This window comes from Shimia sp. R9_2 (genome assembly GCF_017743735.1).
In the GTDB taxonomy this organism is placed as follows: Bacteria; Pseudomonadota; Alphaproteobacteria; order Rhodobacterales; family Rhodobacteraceae; genus Shimia.
Map to the genome: position 1 here is coordinate 40,521 of NZ_JAGHRO010000001.1, position 23,266 is coordinate 63,786.

Consider the following 23,266-nt stretch of genomic DNA (forward strand, 5'->3'; position numbering starts at 1 on the left):
GGCGATGCAAACATACTACTTAGTATGTTGTCAATTCAGCCCGTGACGCCGACGTAGCGTCAAGCCAGCCGCGCAGGAGCCTCTCTTGAGCCCGACTTCGCCCCCAATCAGCCGGTCAAAATCCGAAATACTGGACGCGGCTGCGCATGTTTTTATGACGCTGGGCGCAGATGCGGCCTCCATCGACGATGTGGCGCGCCACCTTGGCGCCACCAAAGGCCGGATCTACCACCACTTCCCTTCCAAAGGCGCGCTGCTGGGCGAGGTCTGCCTGCGCGCGGCGGCTTTTGCCCATGAGGCGGTGGCCCCGGTGATCGACACGCCGCTCCCGCCAGAGGACAAACTGCGCCAGATGATCCTTGCGCATGTGCCCGCCGTGCTTGGCACGCTGCCCTATCACAAGGTGATCATTCAGTCCTATCTCGGCATCATGCAGAAATCGACGACCGCACAGGAACGCGCACTTTTTGACGGGATCCGCGCAGAACGCGCCGCCTATCAGGATTTGTTCCGCGCCGTCATTGCGGAAGGCATGGAAGCGGGCCGGTTCAAACAACAGAACCTCTCCATCGCACTGCAATCGCTGCTGCTTTTGGTGAATGCGCCGGTGTTCTGGTATCAGCCGCGTGCCGATGAGCCTGAGGAGTTCATTCCTGATCTCGCGGCACAACTGGCAGATATGGCGATCGCCTCTTTGACGTAGGCTGCGCCCACCGTTAGGTGCATCTGCCCCCTCAGCCTTGCATGAAGACGCCAAGGACGCGCTTTGGATGTTTGGGGAATGAGAAGCCTTTTAAGACAATCTTAAACTTGCGTTACCAAGATGTTCTGGCGGTACAGGCTGGGAAGCCGATGGCCGTGAATGAGAAGCGCCTCAATGTCCTGCGAGCCGCGCGCGTGGCGTCTGGCGGTGACATTGAGGCGCGCTTGGCTTCTCATTCTCAAAATATCCCCGCCGGAGGCATTCCGCAAAATGCCACCAGCGGATGGGTCTGCGATGGCGCGTCAGCCGATCAAACCGGCTTTCTGGAACAGGGCTTTCACGTCTGCCTCCGGGCGCGCGCCATAGTGGCTGATCACCTCTGCCGCCGCGATGCAGCCCATTTTGCCAGAGGTTTCCAGCGACTGTCCGGTGGCCACACCATAGAGGAAGCCGCAGGCAAATTGATCTCCGGCGCCGGTGGCATCGACCGGCACGATTTCGTTCACAGAAACGGTGGCCTCTTCTGCGCCGCTGAGCAGCACAACGTCTTTGCCCGAGCGGGTGCAGACCACCATGCCCGCGTCCTGTGCCGCCTGCTCAAGCGCGGTGCTGAGGTCGGTCTGATAGAGCGAGGCCCATTCGTGCTCATTGCCGATCACAAAATCCAGCTCTTTCACCAGACGGCGGAAATCGTCGCGGTGGCGCTCCACGCAGAAGGGATCAGACAGGGCGATGCCCGCCTTGCCGCCGCCATCGCGGCAGAGTTTGGCGGCGCGCTCAAACGCTTCTTTGCCTTTGGGCTTGTCATAAAGGTAGCCCTCAAGGAACAGGAGCTGCGCCTGACCGGCAACATCGTCAGAGACATCATCCGGGCCTACCTCAGAGGAGATGCCCAGATAGGTGTTCATGGAGCGCTCGCCATCCGGGGAGACAAAGATCATGGAGCGCGAGGTCGGCAGCTCTCCGCCCGGCACAGGCGGGTTCACAAAGTCGGTGCCGCCAGTCTCCATGGATTGCGCATAGAACTGGCCCAGCGCGTCATCATGCACACGGCCAATGAAGGCGGTGGACAGCCCCAGCGCACCGAGGCCCGCGAGCGTGTTCGCCACCGAGCCACCCGGCGCCTGTGTGCGGTTGGTCATCGCCGCATAGAGCATCTCGCCGCGCTCTTTTTCCACAAGCTGCATGATGCCTTTCTCGATCCCCACAAGATCCAGAAAGCTGTCATCCGACTGGCTGATCACATCAACAATGGCGTTGCCGATGCCGACAACCTGATAGTTTTTCATAGGTTTTTGTCCTCAAAAAGGCAGAGATCGCGGATGAGACAGGTGCCACAGAGCGGCTTGCGTGCTTTGCACACATAGCGGCCGTGCAGGATCATCCAATGATGGGCGTGGAGTTGAAAATCCACGGGTATATGGTCTTCGATGGCGCGCTCAACCACCACCACATCTTTGCCCGGGCAGACGCCGGAGCGGTTGCCAAAACGGTAGATGTGGGTGTCCACAGCCTGGGCCGGATATTGCCACCACATGTTCAAAACCACATTGGCGGTCTTGCGGCCCACACCAGGCAGGCTTTCCAGCGCGGCGCGGGAATTGGGCACCACGCCACCGTATTGGTCCACCAGAATGCGGGAGAGCTTGATCACATTCTTGGCTTTGTTGCGGTAAAGACCAATGGTCTTGATGTGCTCGATCAGAGCGTCTTCGCCCAAATCCAGCATTTTCTGTGGGGTGTCGGCCACCTTGAAGAGCTCTTTGGTAGCGCGGTTCACACCGGCGTCGGTTGCTTGCGCAGACAGCGCGACAGCCACCACCAATGTATAGACGTTGACATGGTCAAGTTCGCCTTTGGGGTGGGCCTCAGCTGCCTCAAACCGGGTGAAGATCTCGCGGATCGTGTGGTAATCAAGTTGCTTTGCCATCGCGGCCTGTTTTGCACGGGCCTGCGCGGTGAAACAACCCCGCAGAGGGCGGGCAGGACACGCGAAGGAGAATCGCCGCACCTGTTTCAGGTTGCATTGCCGCTCCTTCAGACCGAACACAGGGTGAGGGCACGGCAAATCTGACGGGGCAGTATTGTGCCCCGTGCATATGATGGAATTCTTGGCGATTCCCTTTTGGAGCCGCCGCAGTGCAGAACCCCTGTGGCTGGCAGGCCACAGCAATCCGGGGTCAACACACCTCGAAACAAGGGAAAAACACAGCATTTGTGATGCCGCACTGCCGACAACGAAAGTTTGTATAAAATACACGTATTAAGGGAGAGTGAATCCGCGGGCATTTGAGCCAATTTGGAATTTTCATTACCAGACAGGCACTTATCCACCTGTGGATAGATTCTTTTTCTGAATCATCTGAGTCAAGATCGAAGTTCAGTTGCCCGCGTGAGCACCAGCTTGCTAGTTTCTCACAGCGATTCACATCGCCTTGGGGGGGACAGACGCTGACACATTATGGCTTTGCCATGCCAGCCTGCTGATCCGGTTACATCGTAGATGTAACTTTATCAGTTGGCAGGGTGCCTGCTGTTCCAACAAATCTGCGCTTGCGCATTTAGAGAATCTCAACCGGGGAATAGGGACCCCCGGAACGGTTGAGGTTTGTCTAATTTGTTGCCGTTTTGGCCTCCGGACGACGTGATCTCGGGACAAAACTATGACTGGGCTCAGCCCGGCGCGACGGAACTTTTGAAGGAACACGGGGACAGATGACCGAAGATAAATGGGGCGATATTCAACAGGACCTTCTCAAGACGGTTGGCCAAAACAATTTTAAAACCTGGATCGAGCCCGTCGATCTTGCCGACCTGAACGAGGGTGTCGCCACCTTCCACGTGCCGACCAATTTTATCGGCAACTACGTATCGCAAAACTATGGCGATCTGATCATGCACCAGCTGAACCAAGCGGGCGCAGGCGTTCAACGCATGCAATTTAAAGTTGCAGATCGGCAACCTCGTCGCGCGACTGCGACGGCCGCCGCGGCACCTGCTGCGACGCCTGCAAGCGGTGCAAACAGCCTGGGTGCGGCTGCGAAGGCCGCAGCGGGCTCTGACACCGAAATGACCGGTGCCCCTTTGGACGCGCGCTTCACATTCGACAGCTTTGTGGTCGGCAAACCAAACGAATTGGCCAATGCCGCTGCGCGCCGTGTGGCCGAGGGTGGCCCGGTGACATTCAACCCGCTGTTCCTCTATGGTGGCGTGGGTCTGGGTAAGACACACTTGATGCACGCAATCGCCTGGGAGTTGCAGGCGCACCGCCCCGATCTCAACGTGCTTTACCTCTCTGCCGAACAGTTCATGTACCGTTTCGTGCAGGCGCTGCGCGACCGCAAGATGATGGATTTCAAAGAGCTGTTCCGCTCTGTGGACGTTTTGATGGTGGATGACGTGCAGTTCATCGCTGGCAAAGACAGCACGCAAGAAGAGTTCTTCCACACCTTCAACGCGCTGGTGGATCAGAACAAACAGATCATCATCTCGGCCGACCGCGCGCCCGGTGAGATCAAGGATCTGGAAGACCGCATCAAGAGCCGCCTGCAATGTGGCCTCGTGGTGGACCTGCACCCGACCGACTATGAGCTGCGTCTGGGCATCCTGCAGAATAAGGTGGACAGCTACCGTCAGCAATATCCTGAGCTGCAGCTCGCGGATGGCGTGCTGGAATTCCTGGCGCACCGCATCTCCACCAACGTGCGCGTGCTGGAAGGCGCGATGACCCGTCTCTTTGCGTTTGCCTCACTGGTTGGTCGCGAGATCACCATGGAGCTGACGCAGGACTGTCTGTCTGACGTGCTGCGCGCCTCTGAGCGCAAGATCTCTGTGGAAGAGATCCAGCGTAAGGTGGCCGAGCACTACAACATCCGCCTGTCTGACATGATCGGCCCCAAGCGTGTACGCACCTTTGCGCGTCCACGTCAGGTGGCGATGTATCTGTGCAAACAGCTGACCTCGCGCTCCCTGCCGGAAATCGGCCGTCGCTTTGGCGGACGGGACCACACCACGGTCATGCATGGCGTGAAGCGGATCGAAGAGCTGCGCAGCTCTGACGGGCAAATCGCAGAAGATCTGGAAATGCTGCGTCGGGCGCTGGAAGCCTAAGCGGCAAACCCGCATCAAACGCCAAATACGTTACCAAAACGCCGCGTCCGCATGGGCTGCGGCGTTTTCATTCCCCCAATACGCTTGACGGCCCTTTCGAAGTGGCCGACAAAACCAACAAAACACTTGTGTCGGCAAGGGATGTCGCTAATTTGCCCTTCCCGGCAATCGGAGGACGATGGGATGAAGATCAGTATCGAACGCGCCGTGCTGCTGAAAGCAGTGTCGCAAGCGCAGTCTGTGGTAGAGCGTCGCAACACGATCCCGATCCTGGCAAACGTTCTGATCGAGGCAGAAGGGGACACGGTTCAGTTCCGTGCAACCGATCTGGACATTGAGGTCGTGGACAAAGCCAACGCCATGGTGGAGCGCGCCGGCGCAACCACAGTGGCCGCAACCACCTTGCATGAGATTGTGCGCAAGCTGCCCGATGGCGCGCTGGTCACGCTGACCGATGACAGCGCCGCTGGCCGCCTGACCGTGGATGCGGGCCGCTCCAACTTCTCGCTGGCCACGCTGCCGCGTGAGGATTTCCCGGTGATGGCCTCCTCAGAATATAGCGCAAACTTCTCCGCACCGGCTCCGGCGCTGCGGCGGTTGTTTGACAAATCCAAGTTTGCGATCTCCACCGAGGAGACCCGCTATTATCTGAACGGTGTCTATATGCACGTTGCGGATGCAGACGGCGGCAAGGCGCTGCGGGCTGTGGCAACGGACGGTCACCGTCTAGCGCGGATCGACACCGATGTGCCTGCGGGCGCGGCGGATATGCCCGGTGTGATCGTGCCGCGCAAAACCGTGGGCGAGCTGCGCAAGCTGCTGGATGACGATGAGATGGAAATCGCTGTCTCCGTCAGCGAGACCAAAGTGCGTTTTGCCACACCGGATATCACCCTGACCTCCAAGGTGATCGACGGCACCTTCCCCGACTACAGCCGCGTGATCCCGCAGGGCAACACCCGCAAACTGGAAGTGGATGCCGCTGAATTTGCCAAGGCGGTTGACCGTGTGGCGACTGTTTCCTCAGAGCGCTCCCGTGCGGTGAAGCTGCAGCTGGATGAAGACCGTCTGGTGCTGTCGGTGAACTCGCCAGACAGCGGCGCGGCGGAAGAAGAGCTGGCCGTGGCCTATAATGACGAGCGTCTGGAGATCGGCTTTAACGCGAAATACCTGCTGGAAATCGCCAGCCAGGTGGACCGTGAAAATGCTGTCTTCATGTTCAACTCCGCAGGCGATCCAACCCTGATGCGCGAAGGCAATGACACCTCCGCAGTCTATGTGGTTATGCCGATGCGGGTTTGATCGGTCTTGGCGTTAAGGTACCATCCCAAACAGGGCTCACTGGTACTGGTACGCTTTGATCACGCGTTCAAACCGCCAGAAATGGTCAAAAGCCGCCCCTGCGTTGTCATATCCAAACGCATGAAAAGCCGGCCGAACCTCGCGACAGTCGTACCGCTCAGTACGACTGCGCCTCAACAGATTATGCCCTATCACTGCGAAATTTCGATTGATCTCGTGCTTCCCAAAAGATGGTCTTCTCCAACCTGCTGGGTGAAGGCGGATATGATCTATTCGCTCAGCTTTGAACGCATGGATTTATTCAGGATCGGCAAAGGTCCGGACGGTCGAAGGATTTACCAAACCGACACAGTTTCCGACGATACTTTTGAGAAAATCAGCCGATGCGTAAAGGCCGGTTTGGGCCTGTGAATCTTGACAAATAGGCCTTTTTCACCCAATTAGGTGAATGACGCGGCTCTGGAAACATCCGCTTCAAGACCTCTATTGAGGCCAACAGGCCCTCCAGCGATACCAAGCTGCGACCTGTTGCAATGCAAGGCTCCGCTCCGGCGGGGCCTTTTTTCTTTATGGCGTAAGCGCAGTAATCCGTCTAATTCTGCAGCATGGATTTGCACTTAGCCCAAATCAGCCTGTCTCACTTCAGGTCTCACAAAAAAGGCGCTCTTCAGTGTGATGGGCGTCCTGTGGCGCTGTTTGGGCCCAATGGGGCTGGCAAGACCAATATTCTGGAAGCGGTGTCGCTGTTTTCGCCAGGTCGGGGCATTCGCCGGGCCAGCGCCGAAGAGATGACCCGACGCCCGGAGGCGATTGGCTGGAAGATCTCCGGCCTGCTGCAATCGGGGCAGACCGCCTATGAAATCGACATCCGCTCTGAGAATGGGGCCGCGCGGCAGGTGCAGGTGGACGGCAAAGCCGCGCCACAGGTGCAGCTGGGAAGGCTCGCGCGGGTGCTGTGGCTGATCCCGTCGATGGACCGGCTGTGGATTGAAGGCGCGGAGGGGCGGCGGCGGTTTCTGGATCGCATGACGCTGAGCTTTTTCCCGGACCATGCGGAGCATTCGCTGGCCTATGAAAAGGCCATGCGGCAGCGCAACCGATTGCTGAAAGAGCAGCTCAACGATGCCCATTGGTACATGGCCCTTGAAAAGCAGATGGCCGAGAGCGGGACGCGCATTCACGCCGCCCGTCAGCAAACGGTCGAGAGGTTGAGCCTTGCGCAGGGCCAAGCCGAAACCGCCTTTCCCACGGCCGAGCTCGAGTTGATCCAGTCAGAGGGCAGCATGCCGGACAGCCGCGAGGATCTGGCCGAGGCGCTGGCGGAAAGCCGGTTTCGTGACATTGCCGCCGGGCGCTCGCTGGTGGGGCCGCACCGCACCGATATGCTGGGCACCTACCTCAGCAAAGGCGTTCCGGCAAAAGACTGCTCCACGGGCGAACAGAAGGCGCTTCTGGTGTCGCTTATTCTGGCCAATGCGCGGGCGCTGGCCGAAGACCTTGGCGCGCCGCCCCTGCTGCTTCTGGATGAGGTGGCGGCCCACCTTGACCCCAACCGCCGCGCCGCACTTTATGACGAGATTTGCACCCTTGGGGCACAGGCCTGGATGACCGGCACAGAGCGCAGCCTGTTTGACGCTTTGGGCGCGCGGGCGCAGTACTTTGAAGTCACTGACACAGATGGGATTTCCCAGCTTTCCGAGCACACCTAGCCCGCACCGCTTTCGTTGCGGAAAATTTGGCCATTTGCGTGACAACCCCGCCCAAACCCGATATAAATTCGGGAAATCAAAAAGGGCGACATGAATGTCTGACAACGCGCAAAATCCCGAGCAATATGGCGCGGATTCCATCAAAGTTCTCAAGGGTTTGGAAGCGGTCCGCAAACGGCCGGGCATGTATATCGGTGACACCGATGATGGCTCGGGTCTGCACCATATGGTTTACGAGGTTGTCGACAACGGCATTGATGAGGCGCTGGCCAACCACGCAGACCATGTTCGGGTGAAAATTCACGCCGACAGTTCGGTCTCTGTCTATGACAACGGGCGCGGCATTCCGGTGGATATTCACCCCGAGGAAGGCGTCTCTGCAGCCGAGGTGATCATGACCCAGCTGCACGCAGGCGGTAAGTTTGACAGCAACTCCTACAAGGTTTCCGGCGGTCTGCACGGCGTGGGGGTTTCGGTTGTGAACGCGCTGTCGGTGTGGCTTGAGCTGCGCATCTGGCGCAACGGCAAAGAGCATTACGCCAAGTTTGAGCACGGCGATTGCACAGAGCATCTGCGCGAAGTGGCGGAATGTGGCGATGAGACCGGCACCGAAGTGCGCTTCATGGCCTCGACCGACACGTTTTCCAACATCGAATACTCCTTTGACACGCTGGAAAAGCGCCTGCGCGAACTGGCCTTCCTGAACTCCGGTGTGCGCATCATTCTGGAAGACGAACGCCCCGCAGAACCGCTGCGCACCGAGCTATATTACGACGGCGGTGTGAATGAGTTTGTCAAATATATCGACCGCCACAAGACGTCGCTGATGGAAGCGCCGATCTATGTGAAAGGCGAGAAAGACGACATCGGTGTTGAGGTAGCAATGTGGTGGAACGACAGCTACCACGAGAACGTGCTGCCCTTTACCAACAACATCCCGCAGCGCGATGGCGGCACGCATATTGCGGGCTTCCGTGGCGCGCTGACCCGCACCTTGCAGAAATACGCGCAGGAAAGCGGTGTTGCGAAGAAAGAGAAGATCACCTTCACCGGCGATGATGCGCGTGAAGGGCTGACCTGTGTGCTTTCCGTGAAAGTGCCGGATCCGAAATTCAGCTCCCAGACCAAAGACAAGCTGGTGAGCTCTGAGGTGCGTCCGGCGGTTGAAGGCCTGATGAACGAGAAGCTGACCGAGTGGTTTGAGGAAAATCCCCAGACCGCGAAGATGATCGTTTCCAAGATCCTTGAGGCGGCCCATGCGCGGGAAGCGGCGCGTAAGGCGCGCGAGCTGACGCGGCGCAAGACGGCGATGGATGTGAACTTCCTTGCCGGTAAGCTCAAGGACTGTGCCGAGAAAGACCCATCAAAGACCGAAGTCTTCCTCGTGGAGGGGGATTCTGCGGGTGGATCTGCACAGACCGGTCGGGACCGGATGACACAGGCGATCCTGCCGCTGCGCGGTAAGATCCTGAACGTGGAGCGCGCGCGCTTTGACCGGATGCTGAGCTCTCAGGAGATCGGCAACCTTGTGATGGCGCTTGGCACCGGCATTGGGCGCGATGAATTCAACGTCGACAAGCTGCGCTACCACAAAGTGGTGATCATGACCGATGCGGACGTGGACGGCGCGCACATCCGGACACTGCTGCTGACCTTCTTCTATCGTCAGATGCCGGAGCTGATCGAGAAAGGGCACCTCTACATCGCGCAGCCGCCGCTTTACAAAGTGGCACGTGGCAAATCCGAGGTGTATCTGAAAGATCAGGGTGCGCTGGATGATTATCTGGTGAATCAGGGTATTGAAGGCGCGGTGCTGAAGCTGGGCAACGGCATGGAAATGACCGGTCAGGATCTGGCCCGCGTTGTGACCGAGGCGCGGCAACTGAAACAGGTTCTGGACGCCTTCCCAACCCATTATCCGCGCCACATTCTGGAGCAGGCCGCCATTGCGGGCGCCTTTGTGCCGGGCGCGGTGGACAGCGATCTGCAGGGTGTGGCCGACAAAGTGGCCAAACGTCTGGATCTGATTGCGCTGGAATATGAGCGTGGCTGGACGGGCCGTATCACGCAGGATCACGGCATCCGTCTGGCGCGTATTCTGCGCGGTGTGGAAGAGGTGCGTACGCTGGATGGCCCGATGCTGCGCTCTGGTGAGGCGCGCAAATCCGGCAGCTTCACAGACAGTCTGCAGGAAGTTTATGGCACCCCGGCGACGCTGGTGCGCAAGGACCGCAGCCAGATCATCCACGGCCCGCTGGACCTGCTGAAAGCCATTCTGGCAGAAGGCGAAAAGGGCCTAACGCTGCAGCGCTACAAAGGTCTGGGGGAAATGAACCCCGATCAGTTGTGGGAGACCACGCTGGACCCGGATGCCCGCACGCTGTTGCAGGTGAAGGTGGAAGATATGGCCGAGGCCGATGACCTCTTCACCAAGCTGATGGGTGATGTGGTGGAGCCACGCCGCGAGTTCATCCAGAAAAACGCGCTGAGCGTAGAAAATCTGGATTTCTGATTCAGTGTAGGGATCCCCATAGCACTGCGGATACCCCATAGTTTTGCGGTATCCGCCCATAGTTCTGCGGATTGGGCGGTTGGTTTTGAGCCGACGGCTCGGCGTTGCAGTGTCTTCATCACGTCGGCCATACTGCATTGCAGGCGAGCCAGTTCGTATCGGAAAGTGACTACAAGGAAACCGCCCGATATCCACCTGATGGCAGATCGCCCGCCGTTCTCCATGGGATGCAAGCTCGGTGTGAGGTTGGAACGGCTCTGGAGGAAAGCAAAGCATTCGCCCACGGGTGTCTATGCGAGCTCAATCGGCCAGCATTCGCTCGCTACGTGCGACAAGGAGCGCCATGACAAGATCGTCGTGGACTCGAAATGATTGCTCTCCGATTTCGAGCCGATCAGCCCCAGGCACATCAAACCAGGTATCTGCATCAAGGTCAGACATAGTTGCGTCGTCCCGAGAGCCGTTGAAGAGAATACTGTAAGCGTTGCTCTGCGGGTCAAGGAACCGACGTGGCCACCATTGATGGCCGATGCTCTTAGATGAAATATGCCAAACATACCCTGACTTGCTGTAGGCGGCGAGAATGCAGGGTTCCTTCTCCATCTCAACGAGCCGATAGGCCATGGCGGTCTTGCTGGTATTGAACGTGCTGGCGAGTTGCCGAACAGCATGCATGTTGAACCTTCGGTAGTCCCGAAGGATCGGTTTGAGCATGAATTCCGGCATCAGGAGCTCCGCGGCGAATTGGTTCGCGGCCTTCTCTCGTGAAACCCCGTTCTTTCGGCTACCAGAACCGCCGATGTCCTCCTTGCTGCAAACCAGCAGCTGACCTCTATGTCGCTCCCAGTGACCGATTTCGTGCGCCAGGGAGAACCGTTGTCGGAGAGGGTTTGCGCGTTCATCGATTGAGATGATCGCACGGCCGAGCGTTGCGTCAGCCAGGAGATAGGCCTCACATCCGTCGAGTTCCCTATACTTGACCTTGGCGCCCTGACAGAACGCAATTTCCTCCAGGTCGATCTCTTCAGGGGAGCAGATAGCCAAGCCTCTGAGTATATCCTCGGCAGATTGAGGGCGATGCATCATCAGTCCTTATCGCTATGATCGTCGTTCCAAGCGTCATCATTGAAGAGTTCGTTCGCATCTTCCTCCATGGCTTTCTTGTCGCGCTCGGAGAGCTTCTTGCCATGCCGGGCCGCCATAGTATCTGGCTTATATGCTCTACGCTCCTGCTCACGCTCCGGTGTAGGCATTCTTACAACGTTCGCCGTGCCAGCATTTCGTTCCTGCTCGAGGCGAGCACGTGCTTCAGCACGACGAGCTTGGCCAGCTTCAGTTTTTGCTTTCGACACGAACGCACGCATGCGGGCCGCAAATTCTGCTGGATCACGACCTTTGGCGCGAGCCTCCTCCAAAAGCTCCTCCTTCGGGGTCTCAAGAATCTGCTTTTCCATTTCCTCTTCCAGGCGGTCGATCCCGGTCTTCTTGTCCTTAGCCATGGATCATCTCTTTCAGTTCTGGGTGCTTCGCCAGCTTTCGCCGAATGCGCTTGCACACCGTGTCATACTTAGTTGTGTTTCCGTCGAACAGCGGGAGAAGATCCACCTTCTCCATATCCTCGAACCACCCCTCGACGATCAAGATTGCCTCATCGTCGTCCTCGAAAAGAGCCATGAGATGGACCTTAACTTCCTTCTCGAAGAGCTCGCCATGGGCCCCGGTTCGTTCGCAGACGATCTCCTGGTTATCGCCGCTTTCCCCGGGATCTTCGGCTGCTTTTTCGATCCACTTTGAGACGATACTCTTCATGACACCGGAGACGAAGGCTGCAAAAGCGAGACCCCTTGGCCACTTTCTCTTACCGGACATGATCCGCAAAAGCGCTTCATTGAGGGCTTCCTGCTCGCGGCCAGGAAAGCGAAATCGGCAGCGGTTACGTGCCAACTGGTTAAGTTGCTCCCAGTCGCCGTCATCGAGCGCCTCAAGCGTCTCATGAACCTCCGAAATGGTGTGATGTTCCGCTACGCCTGCCTGCTTATCCATATCACGTCCTCATTTCTTATCACTTAGGTATGCGCGTGGTCGGAGCGACCGCGGACAAAGAACCTCGAAATTTTTTTTAATGCTGCTGTCCGTAGAGCCGCCCACCACGAGCATACCCTTGTGAAGGCGCCCGATAGGCGGGCGTCGAGCAGTAGAAAAAAGGTATAGCTGCCATGAATACCCCGCTGAAAATCGAAGACATTCTTGCCTGCATTCAAGAAGGGCGTAAACCCCGTGACCACGGTCCCTACAAGATTCAGGTCGGTGACCCGGATCTGAATTTCACCGGTGTCGTCATCGATGATCCGATGCCGACTGGCCGACAGATCATCGAAACCGCTGGCAACCGGAAGGCCGAAGAGCACCTCGTCTTTCAGGTTCTCCGTAACGGCGAACTTGAAGAGCTGAATTTGGAGGAGACCACTGACCTCCGCGCAGCCAAGGTCGAGCGTTTCTTGATCTTCCACAGCGCCGCCTCCTACCGGTTCGACATTGACGGAAAGCGCTTGGAATGGGGGCACAAGGTGATCAGCGGTCGCGTGTTGAAACGGCTGGCCGGGGTTGACCCGGCGAAGTTTGGTGTTTGGCTCGAGGTCCGCGGTGAGGAAGACCGCCCGATCGCCGATAACGAGCTCGTCCGGCTCGACGATGAAGGGCTCGAGCATTTCTTCACCGGGATCTGCGAGACCACGGAAGGGGGTGCGCAATGAGTATCTTGCCTTCCAAGGATCGCCGCTACCTCAGTGTACGGGGCATCGCCTACCGCGAAGTCGAGCAGGGAGGTCAGAAGGGAGTGATCCTGACGGGCTTCCCGTTGCCTGACGGTAAGTTCCAGGTCTCGCAGGCCAACATCCTCATCGTGTTGCCGCCAGGGTACCCTGACGCGCCGCCTGACATGTTCTATGCAGTTCCGCACCTGCTCCTGGTTGCCGGAAAGCGCGCTCCTCGGGCAACCCAGGTGCAGATGAACTTCGTCGGTCAGAACTGGCAGCGATGGTCCCGCCACAACAACCAGTGGCGCCCGGGCGCCGATGGCCTATGGACCATGATCAAGCGCATCGAAGTAGCGCTGGAGGTGGCAGCATGAAACGCACAGATATCATTCTTCAAGAGCGACACCGCGATGAGCTTCGGAAACTGATTGTAGATGAGAACGGCGCAGAAGGCGCCGCCTATGTCCTTTTGGGCCGGAGCGTGATTGGCCGGGACCCGCTGAACTGCGAGCCGCGCAGCCGCTACACTTCGTTTGAGGTTATCCCGATCCCGGACGAGGACCGGGTTTCCGCAAGCGATCGGCACGTTACCTGGAGGACAAAGTCGTTCGTCAACCTCTGTCGCCGGGCCAAGGAGGAGCAGCTCATTCCTGGGATCGTGCACAGCCATCCAGGAGGCTTTGATGGCTTCTCCAAGCAGGACGACAAGAACGAGCTGGAACTATTCACCCTGCTTCGAAATCGGAACGGAGAGGGCGTTGAGCTCGTGAGCATGGTCGAGGTTGGAGGAACACTCTATCGCGGCCGCGTTTGGGTTGAAGGTGCGAAACCTCCCAATTGTGAGCGTGTAAGCGTGGTCGGACAAAACGGCATTTCGATCCAAGGAGGCAGCCTCCCTCCGGGCGATCCTGCTTTCAATCGCCAAGCCTTGGCATTCGGTGATGAGGTCAACGGGTTGCTCAGGCAGCTCACCATCGGCGTGGTGGGTTGCGGTGGAACCGGAAGCGCCGTGGTCCAGCTACTGAACCGGCTCGGCGTAGGGCGGATGGTTGTGATCGACGATGACGTTGTCGAGGTTTCCAACCTTAACCGACTGCACGGGGCCACCATGCAGGATGCTCTCAAGAAAGTGGCAAAGGTCCGTGTCGTTGCCGACGAGGTGCTCAGATCAGGCCTTGATGTTGGAATTCACCCGATCGAAGGCTGGGTGGACTTGAAGGATGCACGTGACGCGCTGAGATCGTGCGACGTGATCTTCGGTTGCACAGATGATCACTCCGGGCGGATCTTCCTGAACCGTCTTTCACACTTTTACCTGATCCCGGTGATTGATGTCGGTCTGGCACTCATACCGAGGTCCGATGGAAAGCCTGGCCTACAAGAGATGGCTGCACGCGCAACAGTCCTATTCCCTGGAGCGCCGTGCATGATTTGCCGTGGGATTGCTGATCCGGTCCGGGCGCGCGACGAAGATCTCAAACGTCGCAACCCGGAAGAGTTCGAGCGTCAGAAGGCCGAGGCCTACGTGGTGGGCGCCGGCAATCCCGCCCCGGCGGTGGTAACATTCACCACCGAGGCAGCCACGATGGCGGTCAACGAGCTGCTCCAGGGCCTCGTTGACTACCGTGGCGAAGGTAAATGGGCCTACAACCGCTACAGGCGCCTCAGCACGGCGGAAGAGCGTCGGCAGGGTGTGAAACGCCGCGAGGACTGCTCGATCTGCGGGGACCTGGACAACTGGGGCCGTGGCGACGTCGTCCCCTTCCTTGACAGGGTGGGGTGATGGAGATGATACGAAATTTCTTCCGGAAGATCCTCGAGACTCTCCGACTTGTCCCACGCAGCAATCTTTCGTGTCGGATTTTTTCCCGTCACCCCTCACCTGACCAACTCGTCTTCGGCGAGGTGGCCATAGTGCGTGATCCGAAGGACAAATGGGCATGTTTTCCTTGCCCGTGCGGGTGTGGAGAGGCCACCAAATTGTCATTGAATCAGGCGAGGAGGCCACGGTGGCAGATCACAATTGATTGGCTGAACCGTCCGACGATCTCTCCCTCGGTTAGGCAGACGTCCGGGTGCAGGAGCCACTATTGGGTCAGGGATGGCAGCGTTGAATGGTGCAAAGATTCTGGCCGCCGAAGTAGATGAGCGGATCTCACGTGATAACTGTCATCATTGGCTGCGGCTCAAGAGCTGCAGCCGCACAAGGATAGTATTATTCTTGAGGAGCGTTCTGCGCTTCCTGGTCTTTCGTTTGTTCTGTCAGTTTTTTGAGCACTGAATAGGCGGCAACGTCTTCTCGATTTACGTGGAGATTGTCTCTTTGGGCTATGCGGGGGCGAGGTTCGCCTTCATACCACTCCAGGACTTTGTTACCCTTCCTGCGCTTGCCTTTGCGGAAGATGTCCGGATATCGAGTAGGGGCAATTCCTTCAAAGTGTTCAAATGCAACCTTCCCATTGTGCACACCATCAATTGAGATTGCATCGGTGTGAGAACTGGTCGCCTTACTTTTAGGATATGGCTCTATGTAAACCACTCGATCAATTCCGGAGGCAACTATGTGCTTCGCGCAATTGTGACAGGGAAATGTGGTCACGAATATCGTGGTGCCCTGAAGTGAGCGCCCCAGGCGAGCCGCATCACAGATTGCAGTCATTTCCGCATGTGTCATCCGACCGTATTCAGTAATATCTGAGATCAGAGCATCATCGACCGCGGCATCCAGCTTCTCTTTCATTTCGGGTGATTCGAGATTTTCCTGAAGGGTCACAAATCCCACACTGCTTAATTGCTGGAGGAAATCTACGATGATCCTCTGCTTCTCAATGCTGTTTTGTTCTGTCCCACGTTCGATGTCACGATCAATCGGGTCGTCCTGGATCCAGTAATTTCCGCCTCCCGCTTTTGGCACTTCGTTGCACCCGACAGAAACAATGTCCCCAGACTTTGTCGTTATTGCGGCCCCAACTTGCCTCGAAAGATCCACTGTTCGAAGGGATGCAGAAGCTGCCATGAACGCCCCAAACTCATCTGGATTGGGTGATTTGGCGTTGTCGCCAAAAAAGGCCCTTATGAAGTGCAGGGATTTCGCAGCCATTTTTGTCTTGTCTCCGGCGTGGACGAAAAAGTCACCAAGATGAAAAATGTCACCAACTTGTTGTCCGAAATCATCCCCTTCTTCATGTTCATCCACTTCGATCAGACGCCGAGCTTCAGCTTCGCATTCGTGCTGTTTCATATGTGGATGGTCCCTTGAAAGCTTCGAAACCAGGTTTTGAACACGAGCGTCCTTTTCTAACGAAACCGATATTTGAAGAAACTTGTCACCATAGAGATTTCTCAACAGCTTGATTTCGTCAGCGCGTTTGAGCTGGCGAATGATATAGGCTTGTTTAGGAATTGCAGGGATTGTGCCCCCTTCAGCGGCCGCTTCCTGGGTGTTGGCTTCTCTGAATTTTCGGATCTCTGCAATCGCCACACCAGCCAATGCAGCACCGTTCTCAGCTGTCCGGCAGAACAAGTTGGCAGTTTCGATCTTCTGCCCGTATACCGTTCCAGGATTTGGTCCGATCAACTCCCTTTTGGATCCAATCACTTCAGTAAGGTGGATTAGCTTGGTTTGATATCCAACTTGCTTCAACGCTTCAGCAAGGCTCGCTTGGACGTCATCCATATTGACGCCAATTGGACCTACCAACCCAAAAATCAATTCAGGATGGGTTACGTCGTCCAGGATGTTATTGCGTTCCAAACTCTGGCTCCAAAAAAATCTCTGTGGCGAATGGCTTCAAAACGAGAGCCACAACAATGAACTCCTACAAGCGAGTATGGTCAACATGATTTTCTCGCTCCAGATGTGTGAAAGAGGCCCTATCAGAGCTTGGAAGCGAGAACACGGGAGCGACTAAATCTTCTCTTTGGGGCATTGACCTATCCAACCCAATGGAGGATTAGCGCTTGAACCGATTCAGCGTCTGATTCATGCTGAGGGAAACAGGGAGAGCACAATGCAGCAACAACAAGCGCAAGCCATACAAGTTCCTGAACCTTCGCCGCGTTATCAACCCAATGAAGCTTTCCTTCAAGTCATTGAAAAACTTGAAAAAGAAGTAAACTCCAAAGATGAGTATGTACGTCGACAGCTCGAAGCGGTCTTCCAGCCAAGGTAAATTTATCGTCCTAAACTGAGTGGTCACGCAGTCTTTGGATGGTAAAGCCTTTCCTGGGCGTCCTTTCTAAGTTTCGATGGATCCAGGCGAAAGCCCCGGTTCCTACAATGCCAGTGCATCCGATTTGTAGTGTGGTTTCTGGTCTTGGTGCAATGACAGCAAGAGCAACGGAAGCTGCGCAGTCTTACCGGCAAGGGACCTCTTGATACCCGGCTACCATGTTGTGATGACTGAAGATGCAGGATCGATGAACTGCAAGCATGGTTTGATCAATTTTCGATCTGAACAGATATGGGCACCGTTTGATGCCCTTGAGACATGCATCCTCCTTTCAGAATCACCCGTCGTGACACCGCCGAATCGCCTCTGATTCCGTACGAGAGAGCCATCGTATTGGTTCAAAGACGGTTAAAACATGACACACCCTAAGGGAGAAATCGCGTCATTTGATACAATCATATGCGTATAGTCGGAAAAAACTTCAGAGCAAATTTCCGAGTTTTGCCTCTCGTAGGCCGCTGATTCAAAAAAGTTTTTCGACCACCTTGATTCTGGTTCGGTTTTCAGTACCGAACATGGTCCATGAAATTGGACAAAGAAGCCCTCCCTACCGCGCGTCGGGTTCATCAGCGCGGCATGACCAAAAAAGCGAACTGGCTTGCCGGTCCCAAAGTCGTGGGCTTGATCCAGACTGAGAGTATCCTGGAATCGACTTTGGCGTTCTGCGCCATGATCGATCCGCGCGTTCAGACGATTGAACCACAGCCAGAGACATTCGATCTATTGTCCGGCAAACGATACAAATCCAAGGACGAGCTTTTGCGCGCCCATTCTGGGGGTGGCTATCAGCCGAAGCCCTACACTCCAGACTTTCGTGTTCAGCTTCATTGCGGGGGTGAGCGATTCCTGGAAGCCAAGCATCAGCGCTTCCTTGAGGAGAAACCCGAGTATCTGGCTTACCCCGGCATCTTCCTGGAACTCGGCCTGAAGCTTGTTCTGGTGACCGATGAGTTGCTGCAGGGTCCCTTGGAATATAATGCTCGCCTGCTGAAACCGAACCTTAACAACCAACTGCCGCCTGCGGTGGCAAATAGTTTCGCCTCAATCACAGATGAAGCGGTGGAGTTTCGTAAGCTCCTCCAATCGTTCTCCCAACGAGAAATCCTGACGGCGATCTTGCAGGGCCTTTTCGCTGTCGACTTGGTCGGCTCCCGCATCGGGCCCAAGACTATGCTGACCTGTGCAGGCGGTGAAAAACAACATTTGGAGGTCCTGGCGCTATGACACCGCTTGTGAAGCAGTATGACGGCCGCATCCTCATGATTGATGAACAAGCACATGAAGTGCTCGGGCCCGTGCATGGTCGTCCGGCAGTCAGTTTGCGCGCGCCGGATGGAATTCAGCACGAGATCTCCGTTCAGGACTTTCAGTTTCAGGTGTCGATTGGAAACGTCTTGGACCCGGAAACCGATGGTCTCCGGAACCGGCTCCCGAACGCTGAGGAGCAGTTCGAGGTGGCCTTCAGAAAAGCCGTGATCGAACAAACCGTTGCTTTGGAGGCTGAGGGGGTAACCTGGCCGCAGCGTCTTCTCATCATGAGGGAGCGTTTCGAGCGGGATTCGAAGTTTTCAAAGCGCCAGAAGAAGTTCCCAAGCGAACGGACGATCCAAGTCTGGATGAAACAGAACCTCCGCCACGGTGTGCACGGGCTGAGAGACCGGACCTTTGAATCTGGAAACCGTTCAAGCCGTCATGATGCTCTCTTCGAAGAGATCCTATACGATATTCTGGAAAAGCATTATCTCAGTTCTGACCGCATCACCGAAACGCTCGTGGGTAAACTGGCTGCTGCGCAGTATCGTGAAAAATGCCGAACTGAAGGCATCAAACCAAATCCGCATGGGCCCAAAGTCGTCCGCAGGCTGATTGAGCTCCTGCCGCATTATGATGTTGTGAAGCGGCGCCTTGGCAGCAAGGAAGCTCGCCGAAACATGCTTCAGGCGGGCAAGATCCAGCTCGTAGAGTCGCCCTTGGAACGCGTTGAAATCGACTGCACCACTGCTGATGTCTTTTGCGTCATTGACGACGCTGGCAATGTTGCCCGCCCGACAATTTGCGCAGCAGTGGATTGTGCCACCGGGTTGATCGTGGGTTTGCAGGTCTCTCTTTCGAGCCCGCACTCGCTTCTCGTTGCAAATACGATCAAAGAGATCATGAGCCCCCATGAAGAGAGGTTTTTCAAGAAACACAAAATTGAGAAACGGTTTCAGGCCATAGGCAGGCCTTTGGCCGTTGTGGCCGACCAGGGAAGCGAAAACAGCGGGGATCTGATCGAGAGAGCAATCAAGACCACGTCTTTCGAACTCAGGAAGAATGTACCTGGAAACCCTGACAGAAAACCATTTGTCGAACGCTTGTTCCGGTCGATCAATGAAGTGCTCACGACCCTGCCGGGAGCGACGCAAAGCAAAGAAATAGCCGCAAAATCCCGAACCAAACGCGCAATGGAAGAGGCGCGACTGACTTTCGAAGATGTCGAGTCCTTCCTGCAAAAGTGGCGTTTCGACGTTCACGCACATCGGTCACAGCGGCGTATTCAATCCGCGTTGCGTACGCGTGAAGCACCTTGGGCATGTTGGACACGCCTGCAGGAAGATCATTTGGTGCCCGAACCGCCCACTCCGATGGAACTCAAGCAAATGTTCTTTGCAGGTGCAGCCACTCGCAAACTGCATCGGTACGGGATTGAATTCGAGGGAATTCAGTATTCATCGACTGAACTGAGGAAGCTTTTCAAGGAAATAGGCTCTGGTCAAGAGATCGAAGTAAGGTTTGACCCCACGAACATCCTGGAGATCGCGGTTCGAAACCCGCTTTCTGGCGAAGACTTGTTTGTTGGCGCGAAACACCAAGAATTGCCAGCGATCTCATTTGATGAGTTGAGACGCTTACGCAAGAAGCACAACCCTGATCCCGGCGAGGACCTGAAGGTTCTGGATATTCTGGATGGGATGCTTGAACAGCACCACAAAAAACCTGTCAGGAATCCAGGGACGAAGCACCGTCAAGCAAAACGCGCTACTGTGAACTGGCGTGCTGACCAAGCTGCTGTCGATGATGCTCGCGCCAAAGAACAGGCCGCGAGGATGGTTGCGGAGCAAGAAGCAGCTCCAAAGAGGCTGCGCCGCCCTGACAATCTGCCTGAAACCTCGAAGAGACCTGACTGATGTCGCCAGAGATTGACCCAAGGATCCTTGATGTCCGAATTCAGCACAGACGCCACAATGAAGTGCTGGCTGAGCTCAAGAGCCTCATCGCAGTTGCAAAGTCCTATGGCGGCGCGATCATACCCCTTCTGGGGCCCACACGGTGCGGAAAGACTGAAGTTCTTGGGGATGCCAAAACTCAATTTGGTAACGTTCGGAGCGGTCCTGGATCTCTCGTCGAAACCAATTCCTTTGCTGTGGGCTGCATACCACCCAAGCCGAATGATCGGGACATCTACCTGGCCATGCTTCGCGCTGTGGGCCATGGATGTGCTCCTCGTGAGAAGACCTCCGCGGTGCGAGAGCGCTTGATCACCGCTATTCGAGACGATGGCATTGAAATCCTCGCACTCGACGAGTGCAGTCATTGTGTTGAAACAGGTGCAAACCTGTCATCAAGAACCGCCGTGGATCATTTCAAATCGCTTGTAGACGCGACTGGTATTGTCCTCGTCCTTGGCGGCTTACCCAAGTTCCAAAAACTGATTCTGGGCAATGAGCAGGTTAGAGACCGTTCATTGAAGACGATCGAGTACCACCCCTACAGATGGACCAAAGAGGAGGATGTGGAAGCCTTTGTTGGCGCATTCTTGGCGGCACTCGAAATAATCCAAGCGCAAGGTCTGAAGATCGAATTTGACGACATGTACATGGCCCGCAGAATCTATGGGGCCAGCGGCGGCCGTGTCGGAATGATGCTGCGGATCTTGAAGGCATCCCTGTTCCAAGCCAAGGAGGGCACTTTGACGTTTGACGCGATTGCACGCGGCTGGGAACTTGGTCTGCAGGGCAATGGTGATGTCGAGCCATTTTTTGCTTCTGAAGAGCCATCCGACACAGCTCTGGTACGATCCTATGCTGCAGTGATGCAGGAAGCTGACGTCAGGATTGCTCCGGCGACCCTGGATGAATTTGAAGCTGCTCGGCTTGTTCCTCTTTCGAAATGAATTTGCGCTCGACGACACCCGAGGACGGAGAAAGCCTCCTTGGCCTTTTACGTCGCCTCGCGGCGATGAACGCCTATGCACACCTTGGTGATTTTCTGTCCCTGGTTGAAGTGCGATACGGCCGCCCAATGCTGGAAGACCTGCCGAGTCTTGCAGGAAAGCTCGGAGTTGATGTTGGCGTCCTGGAAAGAATAGCGCCGCATTCCAATCCTGACTTTGCAACGCTGGACTGGCGTTTCCAGCGCAGTGAGGTGGACCCATTCTGCCCGATATGCATCCAGGATGGCCGTGTTTGGAAGCAGTCCTGGCGGCACTGCCTGGTTTCAGCATGTTCTGAGCACGGGCTTGCGTTGCAGAGCCAATGTCCACGGTGCGGCGTGACGCTGTCATCTACAAATGGTGGCTTTAGAACGTGTGAGTGTGGATACCAGCTGCAAGATTTCCAACGGGTCGAAGCGACTGCAGGAGAAGTCCATATCGCCCGCCTCATCGAGGCTGCAGGCCGTGAAAGCCTGGAAGCGAACATCGGCCCATGGAAAGCTGACGTGCCTGGCGATATCAGCAGGTTTCTGTTCTTTCTGGCAACATCTGATCATTCCACGCGCTCAGACAAACCAGGCAAGGTGGCTTTGCCGCGTACACTTGAGGCGACACGCGATTTCATGGTGCCGGTCCACGATCTGTTGGCTGATTGGCCGCGCGCCTTTGATCGCAATGTCGAGAAACGCCTGAACTCAGGTCCGCAGGAATTCAATTCTGCGCCCGCCCGTCTTGGAAAATGGTACCAGCGTTTGATGTCGTTTCGCGGTGCAGCTTTCGATCCGTTCCAGGAACGGGTCGGAAAGACTGTTGGAAGAGTTTTTGACGGTAGCTACGCGGGCGCGCTGACGCCAGATGAAGCGCGGGAGTGGATATCCGCTGCCAAAGCAGCGAAGTTGCTGCGTATCCGGGCCGAACGGTTGGTTTCTGCAGTTTCAGCGGGGGAGGTGAAGGGTAGGCTTCATCATTCCGGGCATGGGCACCGGCACACGACGATCTCCATGGATGAAGTGGATAGGTTACGCGACCTTCGAGCGCGTTTTGTTTCTGCAAAGGACGCAGGCGAGTTCCTGGGTGTTGCCAAGAAGCAGTTTTTGCTTCTGATCGAATGTGGCTTTGTTCAAACGGCATCAGAGGACGCCAAGCATCCGCTCGTGGATGGCGGTGTTGATCTCCTTGCTCTCATTGCGTTGGTTGACGGGATCCGGGATAAGATTGCGCCTGCTCCACCAAACGGAGTACAGGTGCGCTTCCGCGATCTCAACTTACGCCGCACGACGGATCGGAAAGCCCTGTTTCAGCTTCTTCGTCAGATCAGAGACGGTCAAATCCGCCCCGTCGCCGCATCAAAGGATGATCCGCTCGCAGACTTTGCATTCTGCGGAGAGGAAGTGGACCGCTTCATAAAAGGTGTATCTGACCCGGCACCACTTACGGCCAGGGATGTCGCCGAACTTACTGGCTGGAAGCACGAATGCGTGACGCACTGGTGTAAGGAAGGGCTGCTCAAGTCTTCTCATGGGCGCCGAGGTGGTGCTGATACCTATTTCATCCGGCACCAGGATTTGGTCGAGTTTCAGAAGAGGTTCGTTGTTGTCTCGGACGTGGCCAAGAGATCTGGTTCAACTTCCAAACATATCATGGCTCGTACATCGCAGGATGGGATGGTGACTGTTGGATCCAAAAAAGCTGGTACCTCCTCCAGATGTCACCTCTTGGAAATTGACATGCTTCTTTCCAATTAAGGGCT

The 23,266-nt window shown here is 56.3% G+C and carries 21 protein-coding genes; 15 read left to right on the forward strand and 6 right to left on the reverse strand.

The genetic code is table 11. From position 1 onward, the window contains the following. The first annotated feature begins 85 nt into the window (after positions 1-85). Positions 86-703, forward strand: a complete 618-nt coding sequence (locus tag J7400_RS00175; protein ID WP_247738550.1) for a TetR/AcrR family transcriptional regulator — start codon at positions 86-88, stop codon at positions 701-703. 302 nt (positions 704-1,005) lie between these two features. On the opposite strand, the gene J7400_RS00180 is transcribed toward J7400_RS00175, so the two are convergent. Both J7400_RS00180 and nth read right to left on the reverse strand, forming a co-directional pair. Further along, positions 1,006-1,992 (reverse strand): adenosine kinase, encoded by a 987-nt coding sequence (locus tag J7400_RS00180; protein ID WP_209057546.1) that lies wholly within the window; start codon positions 1,990-1,992, stop codon positions 1,006-1,008. Next, a complete protein-coding gene (gene nth, locus J7400_RS00185; RefSeq protein WP_209057548.1) occupies positions 1,989-2,633 on the reverse strand; it encodes an endonuclease III in 645 nt (214 codons plus the stop codon). The genes J7400_RS00180 and nth overlap by 4 nt, the downstream gene beginning before the upstream one ends. Before the next feature lie 785 nt (positions 2,634-3,418). On the opposite strand from nth, the gene dnaA reads away from it, so the two are divergent. From dnaA to gyrB, 5 genes are all read left to right on the forward strand, one after another. Continuing rightward, complete coding sequence (gene dnaA / locus J7400_RS00190; protein ID WP_209057551.1) at positions 3,419-4,813, forward strand: chromosomal replication initiator protein DnaA; 1,395 nt, start codon at positions 3,419-3,421, stop codon at positions 4,811-4,813. 183 nt (positions 4,814-4,996) lie between these two features. After that, complete coding sequence (gene dnaN, locus J7400_RS00195) at positions 4,997-6,115, forward strand: DNA polymerase III subunit beta (RefSeq protein ID WP_209057553.1); 1,119 nt, start codon at positions 4,997-4,999, stop codon at positions 6,113-6,115. A 6-nt stretch (positions 6,116-6,121) separates the two neighbouring features. Next, complete coding sequence (locus J7400_RS00200; RefSeq protein WP_209057556.1) at positions 6,122-6,526, forward strand: type II toxin-antitoxin system PemK/MazF family toxin; 405 nt, start codon at positions 6,122-6,124, stop codon at positions 6,524-6,526. A 194-nt stretch (positions 6,527-6,720) separates the two neighbouring features. After that, positions 6,721-7,824: a DNA replication/repair protein RecF gene (gene recF, locus J7400_RS00205; RefSeq protein WP_209057558.1), complete on the forward strand. Its 1,104-nt coding sequence runs from the start codon at positions 6,721-6,723 to the stop codon at positions 7,822-7,824. Between the two features lie 94 nt (positions 7,825-7,918). Next, positions 7,919-10,336: a DNA topoisomerase (ATP-hydrolyzing) subunit B gene (gene gyrB / locus J7400_RS00210; RefSeq protein ID WP_209057560.1), complete on the forward strand. Its 2,418-nt coding sequence runs from the start codon at positions 7,919-7,921 to the stop codon at positions 10,334-10,336. A gap of 300 nt (positions 10,337-10,636) precedes the next feature. Here the strand turns inward: gyrB and J7400_RS00215 are convergent, their stop codons facing one another. The 3 genes from J7400_RS00215 to J7400_RS00225 are packed head-to-tail and all read right to left on the reverse strand — an operon-like array spanning position 10,637 to position 12,379. Further along, a complete protein-coding gene (locus tag J7400_RS00215) occupies positions 10,637-11,422 on the reverse strand; it encodes an ImmA/IrrE family metallo-endopeptidase (protein WP_247738552.1) in 786 nt (261 codons plus the stop codon). Beyond that, positions 11,422-11,835, reverse strand: coding sequence for a hypothetical protein (locus J7400_RS00220; RefSeq protein WP_209057563.1), 414 nt, complete (start codon positions 11,833-11,835; stop codon positions 11,422-11,424). The genes J7400_RS00215 and J7400_RS00220 overlap by 1 nt, the downstream gene beginning before the upstream one ends. Continuing rightward, positions 11,828-12,379: a hypothetical protein gene (locus J7400_RS00225; protein WP_209057570.1), complete on the reverse strand. Its 552-nt coding sequence runs from the start codon at positions 12,377-12,379 to the stop codon at positions 11,828-11,830. The genes J7400_RS00220 and J7400_RS00225 overlap by 8 nt, the downstream gene beginning before the upstream one ends. A 173-nt stretch (positions 12,380-12,552) precedes the next feature. Here J7400_RS00225 and J7400_RS00230 point away from each other — a divergent pair, with 173 nt between their 5' ends. The 4 genes from J7400_RS00230 to J7400_RS21115 are packed head-to-tail and all read left to right on the forward strand — an operon-like array spanning position 12,553 to position 15,240. After that, a complete protein-coding gene (locus J7400_RS00230; RefSeq protein ID WP_209057582.1) occupies positions 12,553-13,089 on the forward strand; it encodes a multiubiquitin domain-containing protein in 537 nt (178 codons plus the stop codon). Continuing rightward, positions 13,086-13,466 (forward strand): E2/UBC family protein, encoded by a 381-nt coding sequence (locus J7400_RS00235; protein WP_209057584.1) that lies wholly within the window; start codon positions 13,086-13,088, stop codon positions 13,464-13,466. The genes J7400_RS00230 and J7400_RS00235 overlap by 4 nt, the downstream gene beginning before the upstream one ends. Further along, the gene (locus tag J7400_RS00240) at positions 13,463-14,875 is read left to right on the forward strand and encodes a ThiF family adenylyltransferase (RefSeq protein ID WP_209057602.1); all 1,413 of its coding nucleotides are present in this window, start codon (positions 13,463-13,465) and stop codon (positions 14,873-14,875) included. The genes J7400_RS00235 and J7400_RS00240 overlap by 4 nt, the downstream gene beginning before the upstream one ends. A 5-nt stretch (positions 14,876-14,880) precedes the next feature. Further along, positions 14,881-15,240: a DUF6527 family protein gene (locus J7400_RS21115; RefSeq protein ID WP_247738588.1), complete on the forward strand. Its 360-nt coding sequence runs from the start codon at positions 14,881-14,883 to the stop codon at positions 15,238-15,240. 67 nt (positions 15,241-15,307) lie between these two features. On the opposite strand, the gene J7400_RS00245 is transcribed toward J7400_RS21115, so the two are convergent. After that, positions 15,308-16,846, reverse strand: coding sequence for an anti-phage dCTP deaminase (locus J7400_RS00245; protein WP_209057605.1), 1,539 nt, complete (start codon positions 16,844-16,846; stop codon positions 15,308-15,310). 256 nt (positions 16,847-17,102) lie between these two features. On the opposite strand from J7400_RS00245, the gene J7400_RS00250 reads away from it, so the two are divergent. The 5 genes from J7400_RS00250 (at position 17,103) to J7400_RS00270 (ending at position 23,261) form a co-directional block, all read left to right on the forward strand. Continuing rightward, positions 17,103-17,264 (forward strand): hypothetical protein, encoded by a 162-nt coding sequence (locus J7400_RS00250; protein ID WP_209057608.1) that lies wholly within the window; start codon positions 17,103-17,105, stop codon positions 17,262-17,264. A 582-nt stretch (positions 17,265-17,846) separates the two neighbouring features. Continuing rightward, positions 17,847-18,548, forward strand: a complete 702-nt coding sequence (locus J7400_RS00255) for a hypothetical protein (RefSeq protein ID WP_209057611.1) — start codon at positions 17,847-17,849, stop codon at positions 18,546-18,548. Further along, complete coding sequence (locus J7400_RS00260; protein ID WP_209057615.1) at positions 18,545-20,491, forward strand: Mu transposase C-terminal domain-containing protein; 1,947 nt, start codon at positions 18,545-18,547, stop codon at positions 20,489-20,491. The genes J7400_RS00255 and J7400_RS00260 overlap by 4 nt, the downstream gene beginning before the upstream one ends. Beyond that, positions 20,491-21,477: a TniB family NTP-binding protein gene (locus J7400_RS00265; protein WP_209057618.1), complete on the forward strand. Its 987-nt coding sequence runs from the start codon at positions 20,491-20,493 to the stop codon at positions 21,475-21,477. The genes J7400_RS00260 and J7400_RS00265 overlap by 1 nt, the downstream gene beginning before the upstream one ends. After that, a complete protein-coding gene (locus J7400_RS00270; protein WP_209057621.1) occupies positions 21,474-23,261 on the forward strand; it encodes a TniQ family protein in 1,788 nt (595 codons plus the stop codon). Before J7400_RS00265 ends, J7400_RS00270 begins: the two co-directional genes overlap by 4 nt. Positions 23,262-23,266 lie beyond the last annotated feature (5 nt).

Bases quoted from the DNA above. Each gene is read 5' to 3' on its own strand.
- J7400_RS00180 (WP_209057546.1), bottom strand. From the start codon at position 1,992: ATGAAAAACTATCAGGTTGTCGGCATCGGCAACGCCATTGTTGATGTG.
- nth (WP_209057548.1), bottom strand. From the start codon at position 2,633: ATGGCAAAGCAACTTGATTACCACACGATCCGCGAGATCTTCACCCGG.
- dnaA (WP_209057551.1), top strand. From the start codon at position 3,419: ATGACCGAAGATAAATGGGGCGATATTCAACAGGACCTTCTCAAGACG.
- dnaN (WP_209057553.1), top strand. From the start codon at position 4,997: ATGAAGATCAGTATCGAACGCGCCGTGCTGCTGAAAGCAGTGTCGCAA.
- recF (WP_209057558.1), top strand. From the start codon at position 6,721: ATGGATTTGCACTTAGCCCAAATCAGCCTGTCTCACTTCAGGTCTCAC.
- gyrB (WP_209057560.1), top strand. From the start codon at position 7,919: ATGTCTGACAACGCGCAAAATCCCGAGCAATATGGCGCGGATTCCATC.
- J7400_RS00215 (WP_247738552.1), bottom strand. From the start codon at position 11,422: ATGATGCATCGCCCTCAATCTGCCGAGGATATACTCAGAGGCTTGGCT.
- J7400_RS00220 (WP_209057563.1), bottom strand. From the start codon at position 11,835: ATGGCTAAGGACAAGAAGACCGGGATCGACCGCCTGGAAGAGGAAATG.
- J7400_RS00225 (WP_209057570.1), bottom strand. From the start codon at position 12,379: ATGGATAAGCAGGCAGGCGTAGCGGAACATCACACCATTTCGGAGGTT.
- J7400_RS00230 (WP_209057582.1), top strand. From the start codon at position 12,553: ATGAATACCCCGCTGAAAATCGAAGACATTCTTGCCTGCATTCAAGAA.
- J7400_RS00235 (WP_209057584.1), top strand. From the start codon at position 13,086: ATGAGTATCTTGCCTTCCAAGGATCGCCGCTACCTCAGTGTACGGGGC.
- J7400_RS00240 (WP_209057602.1), top strand. From the start codon at position 13,463: ATGAAACGCACAGATATCATTCTTCAAGAGCGACACCGCGATGAGCTT.
- J7400_RS21115 (WP_247738588.1), top strand. From the start codon at position 14,881: ATGATACGAAATTTCTTCCGGAAGATCCTCGAGACTCTCCGACTTGTC.
- J7400_RS00250 (WP_209057608.1), top strand. From the start codon at position 17,103: ATGCAGCAACAACAAGCGCAAGCCATACAAGTTCCTGAACCTTCGCCG.
- J7400_RS00255 (WP_209057611.1), top strand. From the start codon at position 17,847: ATGAAATTGGACAAAGAAGCCCTCCCTACCGCGCGTCGGGTTCATCAG.
- J7400_RS00260 (WP_209057615.1), top strand. From the start codon at position 18,545: ATGACACCGCTTGTGAAGCAGTATGACGGCCGCATCCTCATGATTGAT.
- J7400_RS00265 (WP_209057618.1), top strand. From the start codon at position 20,491: ATGTCGCCAGAGATTGACCCAAGGATCCTTGATGTCCGAATTCAGCAC.
- J7400_RS00270 (WP_209057621.1), top strand. From the start codon at position 21,474: ATGAATTTGCGCTCGACGACACCCGAGGACGGAGAAAGCCTCCTTGGC.